The 17,417-nt window shown below is 52.2% G+C and carries 17 protein-coding genes; 6 read left to right on the forward strand and 11 right to left on the reverse strand.

What is annotated here, in order from left to right; genetic code table 11:
- Together DEO48_RS09600 and yciA are read left to right on the forward strand one after the other, a co-directional pair.
- The coding region (locus tag DEO48_RS09600; protein WP_109845024.1) for a septation protein A at nucleotides 1-532 on the forward strand (532 nt) is incomplete at its 5' end.
- Nucleotides 533-635: 103 nt separating this feature from the next.
- Nucleotides 636-1,031: an acyl-CoA thioester hydrolase YciA gene (gene yciA, locus DEO48_RS09605; protein WP_008502796.1), complete on the forward strand. Its 396-nt coding sequence runs from the start codon at nucleotides 636-638 to the stop codon at nucleotides 1,029-1,031.
- 38 nt (nucleotides 1,032-1,069) lie between these two features.
- Here the strand turns inward: yciA and tonB are convergent, their stop codons facing one another.
- On the reverse strand, nucleotides 1,070-1,792 hold the full coding sequence (gene tonB, locus DEO48_RS09610; RefSeq protein ID WP_109845025.1) for a TonB system transport protein TonB: 723 nt from the start codon (nucleotides 1,790-1,792) through the stop codon (nucleotides 1,070-1,072).
- A gap of 220 nt (nucleotides 1,793-2,012) precedes the next feature.
- Between tonB and DEO48_RS09615 the strand changes: the two genes are divergently transcribed.
- The gene (locus DEO48_RS09615) at nucleotides 2,013-2,309 is read left to right on the forward strand and encodes a YciI family protein (RefSeq protein ID WP_023312090.1); all 297 of its coding nucleotides are present in this window, start codon (nucleotides 2,013-2,015) and stop codon (nucleotides 2,307-2,309) included.
- Between the two features lie 41 nt (nucleotides 2,310-2,350).
- On the opposite strand, the gene DEO48_RS09620 is transcribed toward DEO48_RS09615, so the two are convergent.
- From DEO48_RS09620 to DEO48_RS26520, 3 genes are all read right to left on the reverse strand, one after another.
- A complete protein-coding gene (locus tag DEO48_RS09620; RefSeq protein ID WP_109845026.1) occupies nucleotides 2,351-3,304 on the reverse strand; it encodes a helix-turn-helix domain-containing GNAT family N-acetyltransferase in 954 nt (317 codons plus the stop codon).
- A gap of 93 nt (nucleotides 3,305-3,397) precedes the next feature.
- Nucleotides 3,398-4,033: a leucine efflux protein LeuE gene (gene leuE, locus DEO48_RS09625; RefSeq protein ID WP_109845027.1), complete on the reverse strand. Its 636-nt coding sequence runs from the start codon at nucleotides 4,031-4,033 to the stop codon at nucleotides 3,398-3,400.
- Between the two features lie 109 nt (nucleotides 4,034-4,142).
- Nucleotides 4,143-4,316 carry a YciY family protein gene (locus tag DEO48_RS26520; protein ID WP_086379783.1) on the reverse strand — a complete coding sequence of 58 codons (174 nt, stop codon included), beginning with the start codon at nucleotides 4,314-4,316 and terminating at the stop codon, nucleotides 4,143-4,145.
- A gap of 144 nt (nucleotides 4,317-4,460) precedes the next feature.
- Between DEO48_RS26520 and cls the strand changes: the two genes are divergently transcribed.
- Nucleotides 4,461-5,921, forward strand: a complete 1,461-nt coding sequence (gene cls, locus DEO48_RS09630) for a cardiolipin synthase (RefSeq protein WP_029741729.1) — start codon at nucleotides 4,461-4,463, stop codon at nucleotides 5,919-5,921.
- 33 nt (nucleotides 5,922-5,954) lie between these two features.
- The gene (locus tag DEO48_RS09635; protein ID WP_006810881.1) at nucleotides 5,955-6,284 is read left to right on the forward strand and encodes an HI1450 family dsDNA-mimic protein; all 330 of its coding nucleotides are present in this window, start codon (nucleotides 5,955-5,957) and stop codon (nucleotides 6,282-6,284) included.
- 31 nt (nucleotides 6,285-6,315) lie between these two features.
- Here the strand turns inward: DEO48_RS09635 and DEO48_RS09640 are convergent, their stop codons facing one another.
- The 7 genes from DEO48_RS09640 to DEO48_RS09670 form a co-directional block, all read right to left on the reverse strand.
- A complete protein-coding gene (locus tag DEO48_RS09640) occupies nucleotides 6,316-7,185 on the reverse strand; it encodes an ion transporter (RefSeq protein ID WP_181366993.1) in 870 nt (289 codons plus the stop codon).
- Nucleotides 7,186-7,199: 14 nt separating this feature from the next.
- Complete coding sequence (oppF, locus tag DEO48_RS09645; protein WP_023312094.1) at nucleotides 7,200-8,204, reverse strand: murein tripeptide/oligopeptide ABC transporter ATP-binding protein OppF; 1,005 nt, start codon at nucleotides 8,202-8,204, stop codon at nucleotides 7,200-7,202.
- Nucleotides 8,201-9,214 (reverse strand): ABC transporter ATP-binding protein, encoded by a 1,014-nt coding sequence (locus DEO48_RS09650; protein ID WP_023312095.1) that lies wholly within the window; start codon nucleotides 9,212-9,214, stop codon nucleotides 8,201-8,203. Before DEO48_RS09650 ends, oppF begins: the two co-directional genes overlap by 4 nt.
- 11 nt (nucleotides 9,215-9,225) lie before the next feature.
- On the reverse strand, nucleotides 9,226-10,134 hold the full coding sequence (gene oppC / locus DEO48_RS09655; RefSeq protein ID WP_023312096.1) for an oligopeptide ABC transporter permease OppC: 909 nt from the start codon (nucleotides 10,132-10,134) through the stop codon (nucleotides 9,226-9,228).
- Between the two features lie 12 nt (nucleotides 10,135-10,146).
- Nucleotides 10,147-11,067, reverse strand: a complete 921-nt coding sequence (oppB, locus tag DEO48_RS09660) for an oligopeptide ABC transporter permease OppB (protein ID WP_008502786.1) — start codon at nucleotides 11,065-11,067, stop codon at nucleotides 10,147-10,149.
- A gap of 84 nt (nucleotides 11,068-11,151) precedes the next feature.
- Entirely contained in the window at nucleotides 11,152-12,783 is a 1,632-nt protein-coding gene (gene oppA, locus DEO48_RS09665; RefSeq protein WP_024907095.1) for an oligopeptide ABC transporter substrate-binding protein OppA, read from the reverse strand.
- Between the two features lie 769 nt (nucleotides 12,784-13,552).
- Nucleotides 13,553-14,200: a YchE family NAAT transporter gene (locus DEO48_RS09670; protein ID WP_023312098.1), complete on the reverse strand. Its 648-nt coding sequence runs from the start codon at nucleotides 14,198-14,200 to the stop codon at nucleotides 13,553-13,555.
- Nucleotides 14,201-14,678: 478 nt separating this feature from the next.
- Here DEO48_RS09670 and adhE point away from each other — a divergent pair, with 478 nt between their 5' ends.
- Nucleotides 14,679-17,357: a bifunctional acetaldehyde-CoA/alcohol dehydrogenase gene (adhE, locus tag DEO48_RS09675; RefSeq protein ID WP_032647603.1), complete on the forward strand. Its 2,679-nt coding sequence runs from the start codon at nucleotides 14,679-14,681 to the stop codon at nucleotides 17,355-17,357.
- The last annotated feature ends 60 nt before the right edge of the window (nucleotides 17,358-17,417 follow it).

The raw sequence follows: 17,417 nt of genomic DNA on the forward strand, positions 1-17,417 counted from the left end.
GTTACTTGATTTTTTACCGCTCGCGGTCTTTTTCGCTGTCTATAAGTTGTATGACATTTTTGCTGCAACAAAAGCGTTAATCGTCGTGACCGCCGTAGTGCTGATCTATAGCTGGATTCGCTATCGCAAAGTCGAAAAAATGGCGCTTATCACGTTCATTTTAGTGGCGGTGTTCGGTGGATTGACCATTGCCTTGCATGATGTTGAATTTATTAAGTGGAAGGTTACCGTTATTTATGCGTTGTTTGCAGCAGCGTTACTGTTCAGTCAATGGTTCATGAAAAAGCCCCTGATCCAGAGCATGCTAGGTAAAGAACTAACGCTGCCGCAGATAGTCTGGTCGCGTCTGAATACCGCCTGGGCAATCTTCTTTATACTTTGCGGTCTCGCTAATATCTATATCGCTTTCTGGCTGCCGCAGGATATCTGGGTCAACTTTAAGGTCTTTGGCCTGACCGCGCTGACGCTTATCTTCACGCTGTTAAGCGGCGTATACATCTATCGTCATATGCCCCAGGATGACAACCACTGATTAACGACTGACCAGACGTCTACGACAGGCGTTCTGGTCTATTCTCTCCGCTGTAAAATCATAGTAGCATCCCGCCTGAAGTCTTCCGTTACGAGTTAAAACAATGACAACAACTAACGCCCCGCAGGGCGAACTGGTTTTACGCACACTGGCAATGCCCGCTGACACCAATGCCAATGGCGATATTTTTGGCGGCTGGCTGATGTCGCAGATGGATATGGGCGGCGCAATTCTGGCAAAAGAGATTGCCCACGGGCGCGTGGTAACTGTGCGAGTGGACGGCATGACCTTCCTGCGCCCGGTTGCGGTGGGAGATGTGGTTTGCTGCTACGCACGCTGCGTCAAACGCGGCAACACCTCTATTTCAATCAACATTGAAGTATGGGTTAAGAAAGTCTCTTCGGAACCCATTGGGCAGCGTTATAAGGCCACCGAAGCGCTGTTTATTTATGTTGCAGTGGATAGTGAGGGTAAACCTCGTCAACTTCCGCAGGCCTGATCGACAGGCAAAAAAAAGCCTCCTTTCGGAGGCTTTTTTTATTCCATCTGCGCCCCGCCGTTCAGGCGGAAAACGATATTGACGATCAATCCGCTGCCCGGCTTGCCTGGCTCATAACGCCATCTGCGCATCGCCGATTTCACTTCGCGCTCAAACATATTAGAAGGCTGAGCGGACAATATTTCCACGTTATCCACGCGGCCATCGGCAGTAACGTCAAATTTAACCCGTACGCGGCCTTCAATACGCAAGGCCTGCGCTCGCGCCGGATACTGAGGCTGGTTGCGACTCAGCGCGCGCGGGCCCGCGGGGGCACTGACTGTCGGCTTAGGCGCTGTCGCGGTGTTATTCATCACCGGACGCGAAGGCGCTGCATTCTCCACCGTCTGGTTCGCGCGCGGTTCAACCGGACGTTCCTCGTGTTTCGGACGCTCCTCGACCTTCTTCACCGGCTTTGGCTTCGGCTTAGGTTTTGGCTTCGGTTCAGGTTTGTGGATCACTACCGGGGCTTCCTTCAGTGGCTCCGGAACGGGCTCGGGTTCTGGCTCAGGCTCTGCCACCGGCTGCGGCGGCGGAGGGGCAACCTGCGGCGGCTCGAGATCCGCTGGCGATACCATCGTCACCGAAATCGGCTGCGCGGGCGCGGGCATTTCAATAACCTGATGAACCGAGGTATACAGCAAACCCGCCACAACGGCACCGTGAATCACGACAGAAAGCAGCGTCGGCCAGGGAAAGCGGCGAGGTAAATCAAGGGTCATCGAAGTCATATTCATCAACGTTAAAAAACCGAACCCTGATTTTAAATGCAAATAGCAATCATATTCAATAAGACACTTTGTTCTGGCGCAACTTTAGCGCCTGAGAGGCCAAAAAAGGCGCATTCAGATCAGGGTATTAACATTGTTTTTATTTTACATTGCAGTCGTTTGCCCTTTCACATAACGTAACTGACACTTTTACCGGTTAAGGAGCTTCGCCGTGTTTTACGTGATTTACTCTGAAGATGTTGCTGATTCGCTCGAAAAACGCCAGTCCGTGCGCCCTGCGCATCTGGCACGTTTGCAGCTACTCCAGGATGAAGGCCGATTACTGACCGCTGGCCCCATGCCCGCAGTAGACAGCAACGATCCGGGTGCTGCCGGTTTTGCTGGTTCCACCGTGATTGCTGAGTTTGAATCTCAGGAAAGCGCTCAGGCATGGGCTGACGCAGATCCGTATGTTGCAGCAGGTGTGTATGCGAAAGTGACGGTCAGACCGTATAAGAAAGTGTTCTGATACCAAAGCGGCTCCGAAAGGAGCCTTTTTCATAGTAGAGGTTACGCGTCTCTGCGCCGGGTAAACTGTTGCTCCGTTATAAGGGTTCCCCACTGATCGCCCTCCCACTCTTTGGCGAGCGTAAATCCAAACGATTCGTATAAACGTCGTGCCGCAGTCAATTTATTGAATGTCCAGAGATGCACGGCAGAAAAACCCACGCTGTCGCAAAAACGCATCGCTTCGGTCAGCAATTTTTTCCCCACGCCGTGTCCCCGACAGCCATCATCAAGAATAAACCAGCGAAGATGGGCTTCACCCGGCGCTAAATCCTCGCCGTCTATCGCCACAGATCCCACTATTCTGCCGTCCATCACCGCCAGCCAGATCTGATTGCATGGCTTATCCAGGCGGTCACTAAATTCTGCAACCCCTGTAGCCACTTTGGCCTCAAAAAAGCGGCCAAAATGATGTTCACGAACGTAATAACTCCCGTGCATTTCCGCTATACGGCCAATCATGCCGGGGATATACCCCTGCACTATCATAAGCTCGTCAGGGTGCGTGTCGTTGCCCTTTTCACGGCACGCCAGAAGCGCGTTGGCATAAAGGGAGAGTCCTTCAGAAATGGTCTGCTGCTGGGCAGGAGCAAGACTCTTTATTGCTGAGACCACGCGCTCGTTGCTAAAGGTATTAATTTTACTGACCGTCTCATGACCTTTCGCGGTCAGCCTGAGACTCTTCGCTCTCGCATCTTCAGCTGAAATAACCTCCTCGAGCTCCCCCGCGGCAATCAGACGAGCCAGCATCCGGCTGACGCTGGACTTTTCCAGGCCCAGCAGTTGCACCAGCTGGCTCGCCGTCATCTCTTTGCGTAGAGCAATTTCGACCAGAGTATGGACGGCCGAAGGCGAGTAATTCGTTGAGGCCAGGGTAGACCCCATAAATCCTAACTCTCGCACCATCAGGCGCGAGGAACGTCGAATAACACTGACTAGTGGAGTTTCGCTGTGCATGTTCTGCCCTCATCGGTTAGTTGCACTATACAACTAACAGTTGAGGTGTTGTCAAACATAATAAAAAGGCTCCCTCAGGAACCTTTCAAACCATCAATGTAGCGACGCTAGCCTCGCCGCAAACCCGACAAACAGCAGCCCTATGAGCCCGTTCCCCAGCTTTGCCAGTTTCTTTTTTGTTTTCAGATAACGCGTGACAAACGTGCCGGAGAAGATCAGGAAGCTCATGTACATAAAGCTTATTAACTCCAGCGTCGTCGCGAGGATCAGGAAAGAAGTGCCGGTGCTCTGTGCATTCACGTCAATGAACTGAACGAAGAACGATACGTAGAACAGAATCGCTTTGGGATTGGTCAGGCTTAACACCAGCGAACGTTTCATGATCATACTGGCCGGTTCAGGGCCGCTCTCATGCGCATTTTTCTGGCGGTTCACCACTGACCAGAGCATTTTGCCGCCCAGCCAGAGCAGATAGAAGGCCCCGAGATAGCGCACGATATTAAACAGTACCGGCGTGGTCTGGATTAATGCCGCGACGCCCGCCCAGGCCAGAAACATCAGCACCGCATCGCCGATAAATACGCCCGTGGCGGCAAGATACCCTTTTTTAACGCCGTGACCGATCCCGGTTTTTAGCACAAACAGGGTATTCGGCCCTGGCACCAGCACGATAAAAAATGCGCCGACAACATACGTCCAGAAATTCAGTACGCCAAACTCCGCAAACACTTCTCCCTCCTTTTGCTAAACACAACAGGAATATCGCTGCAAATACGCTATTCCTAAAAAATCAGACGCTATAAAATCAGCGGGCACCCGTTACGGTGCCCTCATGGTTTCAGATATCCTGGACTGCGAACAGCAACGCATTGCGGTGCCTGGTCAATCCACATTTTCTGATGGCGTGAATACGCATATTGCGGCGGGATTGAGCTTCCAGCCAACGAGCCTTGCGACGACTCACCTGTCGCAACATGCGCCAGCGCCCTACTTCTGTTCTACTGCGCTTCATGTCTACAACTCTTTAACTAACAGAGTCGCCATTATAAACCCAACCCGGCAGCAAACCAGCGCTTTTACCTGGCGTTTTTATTTGCCAGATGAATCCTGATGCGTACACTCATAACAATACGCTTTCAAAAGGATTTTTTTACCTATGACAACCTTCTACACCGTGGTGAGTTGGCTGGTCATTTTGGGATACTGGCTGTTAATCGCGGGTGTGACATTACGCATCCTGATGAAGCGCAGAGCCGTACCCTCTGCCATGGCCTGGCTTCTGATCATTTATATCCTCCCGCTGGTGGGAATTATTGCCTATCTCTCTTTCGGCGAGCTTCATCTGGGTAAACGCCGCGCCGAGCGGGCCCGCGCCATGTGGCCCTCCACCGCGAAGTGGCTGAACGATCTTAAGGCCTGCAAACATATTTTTGCCGAGGAGAACAGCAGCGTCGCCTCCTCACTGTTTAAGCTGTGCGAGCGCCGTCAGGGGATTGGCGGCGTTAAGGGCAATCAACTGCAGCTGCTGACCTCGTCCGACGACGTCATGCAGGCGTTAATCCGCGATATTCAGCTGGCTCGTCATAATATCGAGATGGTTTTTTATATCTGGCAGCCCGGCGGGATGGCTGACCAGGTCGCTGAATCGCTGATGGCCGCAGCGCGGCGCGGCATTCATTGCCGCCTGATGCTCGACTCCGCGGGTAGCGTGGCATTTTTCCGTAGCCCCTGGGCCGGCATGATGCGTAATGCCGGGATTGAAGTGGTTGAAGCGCTGAAGGTGAACCTCCTGCGCGTGTTTCTGCGCCGGATGGATCTCCGCCAGCATCGCAAAATGATCATGATCGATAACTATATTGCCTACACCGGCAGCATGAATATGGTTGACCCGCGCTTCTTCAAACAGGACTCGGGCGTAGGTCAATGGGTTGATTTGATGGCGCGAATGGAGGGGCCGATTGCCACCTCGATGGGCATCGTGTATTCCTGCGACTGGGAGATTGAAACCGGCAAGCGTATCCTGCCGCCACCGCCGGACGGCAATATTATGCCGTTTGAAGAGGCCAGCGGTCACACCATTCATACCATTGCTTCCGGGCCGGGCTTCCCGGAAGACTTAATCCATCAGGCGCTGCTGACGGCAACCTACTCGGCGCGTGAATATCTGATCATGACGACGCCCTACTTTGTCCCCAGCGACGACCTCCTGCACGCGATCTGTACCGCCGCGCAGCGCGGTGTCGATGTGAGCATCATTTTGCCACGCAAAAATGACTCCCTACTGGTGGGCTGGGCCAGCCGGGCATTCTTCAGCGAACTGCTGGCCGCAGGGGTGAAAATTTACCAGTTTGAAGGCGGATTGCTCCACACCAAGAGCGTTCTTGTCGACGGTGAGCTGAGCCTGGTGGGAACGGTCAACCTGGATATGCGCAGCCTGTGGCTAAACTTTGAAATTACGCTGGTCATTGATGATGCAGGCTTTGGCGGCGACCTTGCGGCGGTGCAGGATGATTATATCTCCCGCTCGCGGCTGCTGGATGCCAGACTGTGGGTAAAACGTCCGATGTGGCAGAGAATTGCCGAACGACTGTTTTACTTCTTTAGTCCGTTGCTGTAAAACGTGCCCAACGATGTTAAACAGGTAGTCATCATGGAAATGGATCTGAACAATCGCCTGACCGAAGACGAAACGCTCGAGCAGGCCTATGACATTTTTCTCGAACTGGCGGTTGATAACCTCGATCCCGCAGACGTGATCCTCTTTAATCTGCAGTTCGAAGAGCGCGGCGGCGCTGAATTGTTCGACCCTTCAGAAGACTGGGCTGAGCATGTGGATTTCGACCTGAATCCTGACTTCTTTGCCGAAGTGGTGATTGGGTTGGCCGATGAAGACGGCGGCGAAATTAACGATATTTTCGCCCGCGTCCTGCTCTGTCGGGAGAAAGACCACAAGCTGTGCCATATTCTCTGGCGCGAATAATAAAAAAGGCTGCGATTGCAGCCTTTTTTATTTACTCCGGTAATTCACTGCCGCAGCGGTGACAAAACCGCGCGTCGTGTTCATGTTCGCACTGCTGGCAATGAGGACATTTGCGCTGCTGCTTGCGGCTCTGAAACGCGCTGCTCATGTGTGTGGTAATAAGTCCCGTCGGGATGGCAATAACCGAATAGCCAATCAAAATCAGCACGGACGCCACGATGCGCCCCAGTGGCGTATGGGGCGTAATATCACCGTAACCCACGGTCGTGACGGTCACAATGGCCCAGTAGACGGACGCATTGAGCGTCGTAAAGCCATATTTAGGCCCTTCTATTAAATACATCAGCGCGCCAAAAACAATCATGACGATGGCAATAAACGAGTAGAACAAAATAAGCTGATGGCGGGCGCTGACGATCGCACTCCAGAACACGCGTAATGACGGCATAAAACGCAGTAATTTCAGAATACGTAATACCCGAATCACGCGCATCGCTCGCCAGGCAAAGACATAACTCAGGCTAATCTCCGGCCACAGCCACATAACATAGAGCGGCAGGATGGTGGCTAAATCGATAAATCCCCAGAAGCTGAAAACATATCTGGCCGGGTTGGGCCAGGCTATTACCCGCAGGAGATATTCAGCGGTAAAAACCAGGGTAATCGCCAGCTCAAGCCAGACAAAGATATGCCATTCGTCAAACGTCAGGTGGTATTGCGTCCCGGCACCCGATTCAATAAAGATGACAACCACGCTGAGGAGCGCAAATAAACCGCACAGACCTTCAAAGCGCCTCCCGGAAACCGTTTCAGGATCGAATAAAAAATGATATAGCCGCCGACGGGCTAACGTGAATAAACGCGACACAGTTACCTCGCAAAAAATAAGGGCTGACATCATGTCAGCCCTTGCGATTATAACGGGTCTACTTTCAGGCAGGAAACCGCATGTCGGAAGCTGCCTTCGAGAACCGGTCGCGTTTTAGCACATTCCGGCCCGGCCATCGGGCAGCGCGTGCGGAAGACGCAGCCTGAAGGCGGGTTAATCGGCGAAGGTAATTCCCCTTCCAGAAGCTGGATGGTTTTATTCTTTTCCAGATCCGGATCGGGGATCGGCACCGCGGACATCAGCGCTCTGGTGTATGGGTGCAATGGATTATGGTACACCTCGTCATAGGTGCCCAGCTCCACGGCATGCCCCAGATACATCACCAGCACGCGGTCAGAAATGTGTTTCACCACGGCCAGGTCATGCGCGATGAAGATCAGCGACAGCCCCATTTCGCGCTGCAGCTTCTGCAGCAGGTTAACCACCTGTGCCTGAATGGACACATCCAGTGCGGAAACCGGCTCATCGCAGATAATCAGCTTCGGTTCTAGGATCAGCGCACGGGCAATACCAATACGCTGGCACTGACCGCCGGAGAACTCATGCGGATAGCGGTTGATGAGGTTTGGCAACAGGCCGACTTTCATCATCATCGCCTTCACGCGGTCGCGCACTTCCTGACGAGACATCTTCGGATGATAGGTGCGCAGCGGCTCGGCAATAATCTCGCCGATGGTCATACGCGGGTTTAATGATGCCAGCGGATCCTGGAAAATCATCTGGATATCGCTGCGCACCTCGCGCCACTCGTCGGGCTTCATGCCCAGCAGATCTTTACCCAGCCAGGCCACTTTACCGTCGGTGGCTTTGACCAGACCGATAATGGCTCGCGCAAAGGTCGATTTACCGCAGCCGGACTCTCCCACCACGCCCAGGGTTTCCCCTTCGTACAGGCGCAGCGTGACGCCGTCCACCGCTTTCAGGGTCTTCGGCGGCTGCCAGAACCACTGTTTTCCGTCTTTGATGTCGAAATGCACTTTAAGATCGGCGATTTCGAGCAGCACGTTGCGTTTTTCATCTAATGCGTTCATACCAGCTCCTCCTGCGGCTTAAAGCAGGCGCGCAGACGGCCTGGTGCAAACTCTTCCAGCGGCGGAGCGCTGTTGCAGATTTCCATTGCGTGCGGGCAGCGCGGCTGGAAAGGACAGCCTTTCGGCAGACGCAGCAGGTTTGGCGGGTTGCCCGGAATGGTGAGCAGGGATTCCCCTTCCGCATCAAGACGCGGCACCGCGTTCAGCAGACCAATGGAGTACGGGTGCGCAGGCTGATAGAAGACATCGCGCGCTTTGCCGTATTCCATGGTACGACCGGCGTACATCACCAGCACTTTGTCGCAGATGCCCGCCACAACGCCCAGGTCGTGGGTGATCATGATAATCGCCGTGTTGAACTCGCGCTTCAGCTCGTTCAACAGGGTCATGATTTGCGCCTGAACGGTAACGTCCAGCGCGGTGGTAGGTTCATCGGCAATCAGCAGCTTTGGCCGGCACAGCAGCGCCATCGCAATCATCACGCGCTGACGCATACCGCCAGAAAACTCGTGAGGGAACATGCGCATACGCTTACGCGCTTCCGGCATTTTCACCGCATCCAGCATTTTGACCGACTCTTCAAAAGCTTCCGCTTTGCCCAGGCCTTTGTGCAGCATCAGGACTTCCATCAGCTGCTCGCCTACGCGCATATACGGATTCAGCGAGGTCATGGGATCCTGGAAAATCATCGAGATCTGCTCAGCGCGCAGCTTGTTCAGCTCGTGTTCCGGCAGGTTGAGGATTTCACGACCGTTGAATTTAGCGGAGCCGCCAATCACGCCGTTAGCAGCCAGCAGGCCCATCAGCGCAAAGGCAGTCTGTGATTTTCCGGAACCGGATTCCCCCACGATCCCCAGCGTTTCACCCGCGCGCAGGTTGAAGTTGAGATCGTTGACGGCGGTAACATCCCCGTCCGGCGTTTTAAAGGTCACGCGGAGGTCTTTCACATCCAGCAAAAGGTTATTCTGCTGTTGCGCCTGTGGCGCAGTGGCCGTTTCAATAATTGTCATGACGGCGCTCCTTAACGGTCTTTCGGGTCGAGGGCATCACGCAGGCCATCGCCGATAAAGTTAAAACAAAACAGGGTGACGACCAGGAAACCCGCCGGGTATAACAGCAGCCACGGAGACACTTCCATTGAGTTTGCACCGTCACTCAGCAGCGCGCCCCAGCTGCTCAGAGGCTCTTGTGTGCCGAGACCGAGGAAGCTCAGGAAAGATTCAAACAGGATCATGCTTGGCACCAGCAGTGAGGCATAGACCACCACCACGCCCAGCACGTTAGGAACGATATGGCGAACCACGATATTCCCGGTAGAGACACCGCCAACCTGTGCCGCTTCGATAAACTCTTTGCGTTTGAGGCTCAGCGTCTGGCCGCGGACAATACGCGCCATATCCAGCCAGGAAACCATCCCGATGGCCACAAAGATCAGCAAAATATTCTGACCGAAGAAGGTCACCAGCAGAATGACGAAGAACATGAACGGGAAGGAGTTCAGGATTTCCAGCAGACGCATCATTACCGAGTCTATTTTGCCGCCAAGATAGCCGGACAGTGAGCCGTAGAGCGTCCCCACGATCACCGCCACCAGCGCGGCAGCAATACCGACCATCAGCGAGATACGGCCACCGATAGCGACACGCACCAGCAGATCGCGTCCTGAGGAGTCCGTGCCGAAATAGTGGCCTGATTCCATATCCGGCGCGCTGGACATCATGCCCCAGTCGGTGTCGAAATAGGTAAATTGCGACAGCATCGGCGCCAGGGTCACAAACAGCGCGATAATCACCAGAACAACCAGGCTGGCAACCGCTGCACGGTTGTGCATAAAGCGACGGCGCGCGTCCTGCCAGAGGCTACGACCTTCTACTTCCAGTTTTTCACTGAAGTTTTCCAGCGCCTCGCTGTTTTTCTTACTCAACATCATGGCGTGCTCCAGTTAGTAACGGATTTTCGGGTCGATGACGGCATACAGCACATCGACGATAGCATTAAAGAGAATGGTCAGCGCACCGACGAGAATGGTCAGGCTCAGTACCAGCGAATAATCGCGGTTGAGCGCGCCGTTTACAAACAGCTGACCAATGCCAGGCAGGCCGTAGATTGTTTCGATAACCATCGAGCCGGTGATGATCCCGACAAATGCCGGTCCCATGTAGGAGAGCACGGGCAACAGCGCCGGTTTGAGCGCGTGGCGGAAGATAATCCGACGCATCGGCAGTCCTTTAGCGCGCGCGGTACGAATGAAGTTCGAGTGCAGAACTTCGATCATTGAACCACGGGTGATACGCGCGATGCTGGCGATGTACGCCAGAGATAATGCCACCATCGGCAATATCATGAACTTCAATGCCCCGCCGTTCCAGCCGCCGCCAGGCAGCCACTTCAGCGTAATGGCAAATATCATCACCAGTAATGGCGCGACAACGAAGCTGGGTATCACTACCCCGGTCATTGCCACCCCCATTACGGCATAATCCCATTTGGTATTTTGTCTGAGCGCGGCAATGACGCCTGCGGTGACCCCGAAAACGATGGCCAGAATGAATGCCGCAGCACCCAACTTAGCCGAAACCGGGAAGCTGGACGCGACCAGGTCGTTAACGGAATAGTCTTTATATTTAAATGACGGTCCAAAATCGCCGTGCGCTAGCTGCTTCAGGTAGTTGAAGTACTGGGTGGAGATAGGATCGTTCAAGTGGTATTTCGCTTCGATATTCGCCATAACTTCAGGCGGTAGCGTACGCTCACCGGTAAATGGACTGCCCGGCGCAAGACGCATCATGAAGAAGGAAATCGTGATGAGAATAAATAGTGTTGGAATCGCTTCAAGACAGCGACGTAGGATAAATTTCAACATTGCCCGTACCTTCTGGCGTGTGCCTATATTATGTGACGTTGGTTAGACACCGTGGGGCGAGCACGCCCGCCCCACTCATTGCCATTAATGCTTGATAATATACAAGTTTTTAACGTAGATATTATCCATCGGGTCTTTACCGGTATATCCACCTACCCACGGTTTCACCAGACGGGCGTTAACGTAGTAGTAAACCGGAACGATCGCGGAATCTTTATCCAGCTGCTGCTCGGCCTTAGAGTACAGTTCTGTACGCTGTGCTTCGTCAGTGGTTTTCAGCGTGTCGCCAATCAGCTTGTCGAACGCCGGGCTCTTATAGTGAGCGGTGTTGTTCGAGCTGTCGCTCAGCATGGTATTCAGGAAGGAGGTCGGTTCGTTATAGTCCGCACACCAGCCAGCACGTGCCACATCAAAGGTGCCCTGATGACGGCTGTCGAGGAAGGTTTTCCACTCCTGGTTCTCCAGCTTCACGTTCGCGCCCAGGTTTTTCTTCCAGATCGAAGCGACGGCGATAGCCAGTTTTTTGTGCAGATCGGAAGTGTTGTAGAGCAGGCTGAAGGTCAGCGGCTTATCTGCGGTGTAGCCCGCTTCGGCCAGCAGTTTCTTCGCTTCCGCGTTACGCTGTTCCTGAGTCTGTTTGAACCAGTCTGGCTCGGTCAGTTTTGCACCATCGGTGTATGGAGGGGTATAGCTGTATGCCGGCAGATCGCCCTGGTTTTTCACTTTGTTTACGATGATATCGCGATCCAGAGCCAGCTTCAGCGCAGTACGAACGCGTACGTCGGTGAACGGTGCTTTCTGGTTGTTGATTTCATAGTAGTAGGTGCACAGATACGGATCGACGTGAACTTCTTTAGGGATCTCTTTTTTCAGTTTCTGGAACAGTTCAATCGGCATGTTGTTATAGGTCATGTCGATTTCACCGCTGCGGTAGCGGTTAACGTCAGTCACTTCAGACGAAATTGGCAGGTAGGTCACCTGATTAATGACGGTTTTCGCGTTGTCCCAGTATTGCGGGTTACGCTCAAGCACCATACGCTCGTTGACCACCCAGTCTTTCAGCTTATAGGCACCGTTGGTCACGATATTGGCAGGCTGCGTCCATTTTTCACCAAATTTTTCCACGGCGGATTTTGGTACCGGGGAGACGGACGGGTGAACCAGCAGCTTATAGAAGTACGGAACAGGTTCGCTCAACGTCACTTCAAAGGTATTCGCATCGATCGCTTTTACGCCCAGGTCGGTAACAGGTTTTTTACCCGCGATGATGTCATCAATATTGGCGATGTGGCCATATTGCAGGTAGCTCGCATACGGAGAGGCGGTGGTTGGATTCGCCAGACGCTGCCAGCTATAAACGAAATCTTCGGCCGTGACCGGCGTACCGTCGGACCATTTCGCATCTTTACGCAGATGGAAGGTCCAGACTTTGAAATCTTTGTTTTCCCATTTTTCGGCTACACCCGGCGCCGGGTGGCCGTCTACGTCTGTCACCAGCAGGCCTTCGAACAGGTCGCGGTTAACGTTAGACTCAGGAACACCTTCAATTTTGTGCGGGTCAAGAGACTGAACTTCCGCACCGTTGTTACGCACCAGCGTCTGTTTCTCAGCCAGTTGAACACCTGCAGGAACGTCCGCAGCCATTGCAGCGTTGCCCGCGATTAGCGCAGTTAAAATCCCCGCCGCTACCAGATTTTTTTTTGTGATGATGGACATTGTGTTGGTACTCCACTCATTATAATGACTGGCCTTCGCCAGCTGTGTAATCCCCTGTTGGGGCCTGTACAGCGCAGGAGTTTTTTTTGCTGCTGTCAGGTTCTTCTTTTACTGCTTGCTATCACCGACTTTTTTATTACTGACCGCTCGTATGGCCGTCTTGCGTCGATTCTTTACAGGCCTCCCCTGTTTGAGACCTGCGCTGGATATCTGAGAAGAGAACCATATGAAAATAATTCTCATCTGCTTGTTTTATGCTGCAAAATATTAGGCCGGAAAGTATCAAATGGCGTAAACGCGCGCCAATACATTTTGCAAATTTGTTAAGCAATTCTCTTTTACGGTGAGTACCGCATCGTTGAGGGCAGCCTTGCCGGACATCGAGCATCACTAAAAAAACATGATATTCAATAGGATAGAGAGAGTTTTCTCTACAAGCGCGTCGCTGCGCTATCATCGAGTGATTTTGTACAAAAATTTAACAACTGGTTATTATTTAGCACATTCATCTAAGGGAATGTTGAATTTACTAATATCATTTCGGTTATCTCTCAGCAAGCCCCAGAGTATCATGTGAGTAAAATAACAGATCGATCGAAGGTTTTCTGCGCAGGCGGGTTTGGCGGGAATTAATAACTCATTGAAATACAAGCAATGAACATTATTAGTAGAATTTATTATGATATGTGAGCATTTCAACTTTAGTTATAGGATTTACTGATAATGACGTAAAAAACGGAGCCATGGCTCCGTTCTTTCATACGAAATATCAGTGCAGCAAACCGGGGAAAATGCTTTTAATTCCCGTAACGATGAATTCAATCCCTAACGCCATCAACAGCAGGCCCATGATACGCGTAATGACGTTGATGCCCGTTTGACCCAGCAGGCGCACCAGCCAGGGCGCCATGCGGAATACGCCCCAACAGCAGAGCGCGAAAAGCGCAATGGCGACGGAAAAGCCAATCAGGTGCATCAGGCTATGGTAACGCGTGCCCCAGACAATGGTTGAACTGATGGCGCCAGGGCCAGCCATGAGCGGTAAGGCCAGCGGCACCACGCCAATACTTTCGCGGATGGCAGTTTCTGACTTCTCCTGCTTGTTTTGTTTATCCTCGCCCAGCTTACCGCTGATCATTGACATGGCGATGGTCACGACCAGGATCCCACCCGCTATGCGGAACGAGTCAATCGAAATCCCGAAGAGCTGGAGAATGGCGTCACCCAGGAAAAGGGAGGTGAGCAGGATGATAGCTACTGACAGGTTAGCGGTGAGGTTGGTCTTATTCCTGGCCGCCGCCGTCTGATAACTCGTCATACTAATGAAGACAGGAATGATCCCCACCGGGTTGACCAGGGCAAACAAACCAATAAAAAATTTAAAATACGTTGGAAAATCAAAGAGCGTTTGAATCACGTTTTGCTCCGCTTATACACATGCCCGGGACTGACAATTTGTCATGAGAAATCGCGCTGAAGATACCCTTTTTATTAGCATACTTCACTCGAAATCTGCGGCAAAACGTTACCATTTCAGGATGTTAAATATATGTATAATCAATGACAGCGCCACTTCCATTACTTACGTAATTATTTAACACTTGAAAAATCTCAACGAAATAACCCTGCTGAAAGGTATCAGCTTGGGGGAAAATTGACGCAGATCATGATTTCCGTACTCAGAAGTGAGTAATCTTGGTTACGCCCCCAGGGAGATCACCTGACAAAAAGGGATGATGCTAAGGTAAGGCTCTTTTAGTAAATTAGTGTGCTGACGCATAAAGTAACTCTTTGTTTTACTTTGTGTTACGCAAGTCGTATCGGCTCTGTCTATACTGTGTGACGTATCGAGCGCTGGTTTACTAAAAGAGTTTAAACATTATCAGGAGAGCATTATGGCTGTTACTAATATCGCTGAACTGAACGCCCTCGTCGAGCGCGTTAAAAAAGCCCAGCGTGAATATGCCAATTTCACCCAAGAACAGGTTGATAAAATCTTCCGCGCGGCCGCACTGGCTGCTGCAGATGCTCGAATCCCTCTCGCTAAAATGGCCGTCGCCGAATCCGGCATGGGTATCGTGGAAGATAAAGTGATTAAAAACCACTTTGCTTCCGAGTATATCTACAACGCCTATAAAGATGAGAAAACCTGTGGCGTGCTGTCCGAAGACGACACCTTCGGTACCATCACCATCGCTGAACCTATCGGCATCATCTGCGGTATTGTTCCGACCACTAACCCAACGTCTACTGCAATCTTCAAATCACTGATTAGCCTGAAGACCCGTAACGCAATCATCTTCTCTCCACACCCACGTGCGAAAGACGCGACTAACAAAGCTGCAGATATCGTCCTGCAAGCGGCTATCGCAGCGGGTGCACCAAAAGACCTGATCGGCTGGATCGACCAACCTTCCGTTGAGCTCTCCAATGCGCTGATGCATCACCCGGACATTAACCTGATTCTGGCGACCGGTGGTCCAGGCATGGTTAAAGCCGCATACAGCTCCGGTAAACCTGCTATCGGCGTGGGCGCGGGTAACACCCCTGTTGTTATCGATGAAACCGCTGATATCAAACGTGCCGTTGCGTCTGTGCTGATGTCTAAAACCTTCGATAACGGCGTGATCTGTGCATCTGAACAGTCTGTTGTGGTCGTGGATTCCGTATATGACGCGGTTCGCGAACGTTTCGCCAGCCACGGCGGCTACCTGCTGCAGGGCAAAGAGCTGAAAGCGGTTCAGGACATTATCCTGAAAAATGGCGCGCTGAACGCCGCTATCGTGGGTCAGCCAGCCTACAAAATTGCTGAGCTCGCAGGCTTTACCGTTCCGGCAACAACCAAAATCCTGATCGGTGAAGTGAAAGTTGTTGATGAAAGCGAGCCGTTTGCTCACGAAAAACTGTCTCCAACGCTTGCCATGTACCGTGCGAAAGATTTCGAAGACGCGGTAGAGAAAGCCGAGAAACTGGTTGCCATGGGCGGTATCGGTCACACTTCTTGTCTGTACACCGACCAGGACAACCAGCCAGAACGCGTTGCCCACTTCGGTCAGATGATGAAAACTGCACGTATCCTGATTAACACCCCTGCTTCTCAGGGTGGTATCGGTGATCTGTACAACTTTAAACTCGCACCTTCCCTGACTCTGGGTTGTGGTTCCTGGGGTGGTAACTCCATCTCTGAAAACGTTGGTCCAAAACACCTGATCAACAAGAAAACCGTTGCTAAGCGAGCTGAAAACATGTTGTGGCACAAACTTCCGAAATCTATCTACTTCCGCCGTGGCTCACTGCCAATCGCGCTGGATGAAGTGATTACTGATGGCCACAAACGTGCGCTCATCGTGACTGACCGTTTCCTGTTCAACAACGGCTACGCTGACCAGATCACCTCTGTACTGAAAGCGGCTGGCGTTGAAACTGAAGTGTTCTTTGAAGTTGAAGCTGACCCTACCCTGAGCGTTGTGCGTAAAGGTGCTGAACTGGCTAACTCCTTCAAACCAGATGTGATTATCGCACTGGGCGGTGGTTCCCCAATGGACGCCGCGAAAATCATGTGGGTCATGTACGAGCATCCTGAAACCCACTTCGAAGAACTGGCGCTGCGCTTTATGGACATCCGTAAACGTATCTACAAGTTCCCGAAAATGGGCGTAAAAGCGAAAATGATCGCGGTAACCACCACTTCCGGTACCGGTTCAGAAGTTACGCCATTCGCAGTAGTAACGGACGATGCAACAGGTCAGAAATATCCACTGGCTGACTATGCACTGACCCCAGACATGGCTATTGTTGATGCGAACCTGGTCATGGATATGCCGAAATCACTGTGTGCGTTCGGTGGTCTGGATGCGGTAACTCACGCCCTGGAAGCTTACGTTTCTGTACTGGCATCTGAATTCTCTGACGGTCAGGCTCTGCAGGCTCTGAAACTGCTGAAAGAAAACCTGCCAGCGTCCTATAACGAAGGGTCTAAAAACCCGGTAGCACGTGAACGCGTTCATAGTGCAGCAACCATCGCCGGTATCGCGTTTGCGAACGCCTTCCTGGGTGTTTGCCACTCTATGGCGCACAAGCTGGGTTCACAGTTCCACATTCCTCACGGTCTGGCGAACGCCCTGTTGATCAGCAACGTTATCCGTTATAACGCTAACGACAACCCAACCAAGCAGACTGCTTTCAGCCAGTACGACCGTCCGCAAGCGCGTCGTCGTTACGCTGAAATCGCAGACCACCTTGGTCTGAGTGCACCGGGTGACCGCACTGCTGCGAAGATTGAGAAACTGCTGGCATGGCTGGAAAGCCTGAAAGCTGAGCTGGGTATTCCAAAATCTATCCGTGAAGCAGGCGTTCAGGAAGCTGACTTCCTCGCTCATGTAGATAAGCTGTCTGAAGATGCATTCGATGACCAGTGTACTGGTGCTAACCCGCGCTACCCACTGATCTCCGAGCTGAAACAGATTCTGCTGGATACCTTCTACGGTCGTGAGTTCAAAGAAGGTGACGTTGCCGCTGTGAAAACAGAAGTTCCTGTCATCAAAGCTGACAAGAAAGCGAAGAAAAGCGCTTAATTGAAAGCATAAGAAAAAACCCGCCTTTATGGCGGGGGTTTTTTTTTTTTTTAAAAAAAA

The sequence above is a fragment of the Enterobacter sp. CGMCC 5087 genome (assembly GCF_003144775.1).
Lineage (GTDB): Bacteria > Pseudomonadota > Gammaproteobacteria > Enterobacterales > Enterobacteriaceae > Enterobacter > Enterobacter cloacae_M.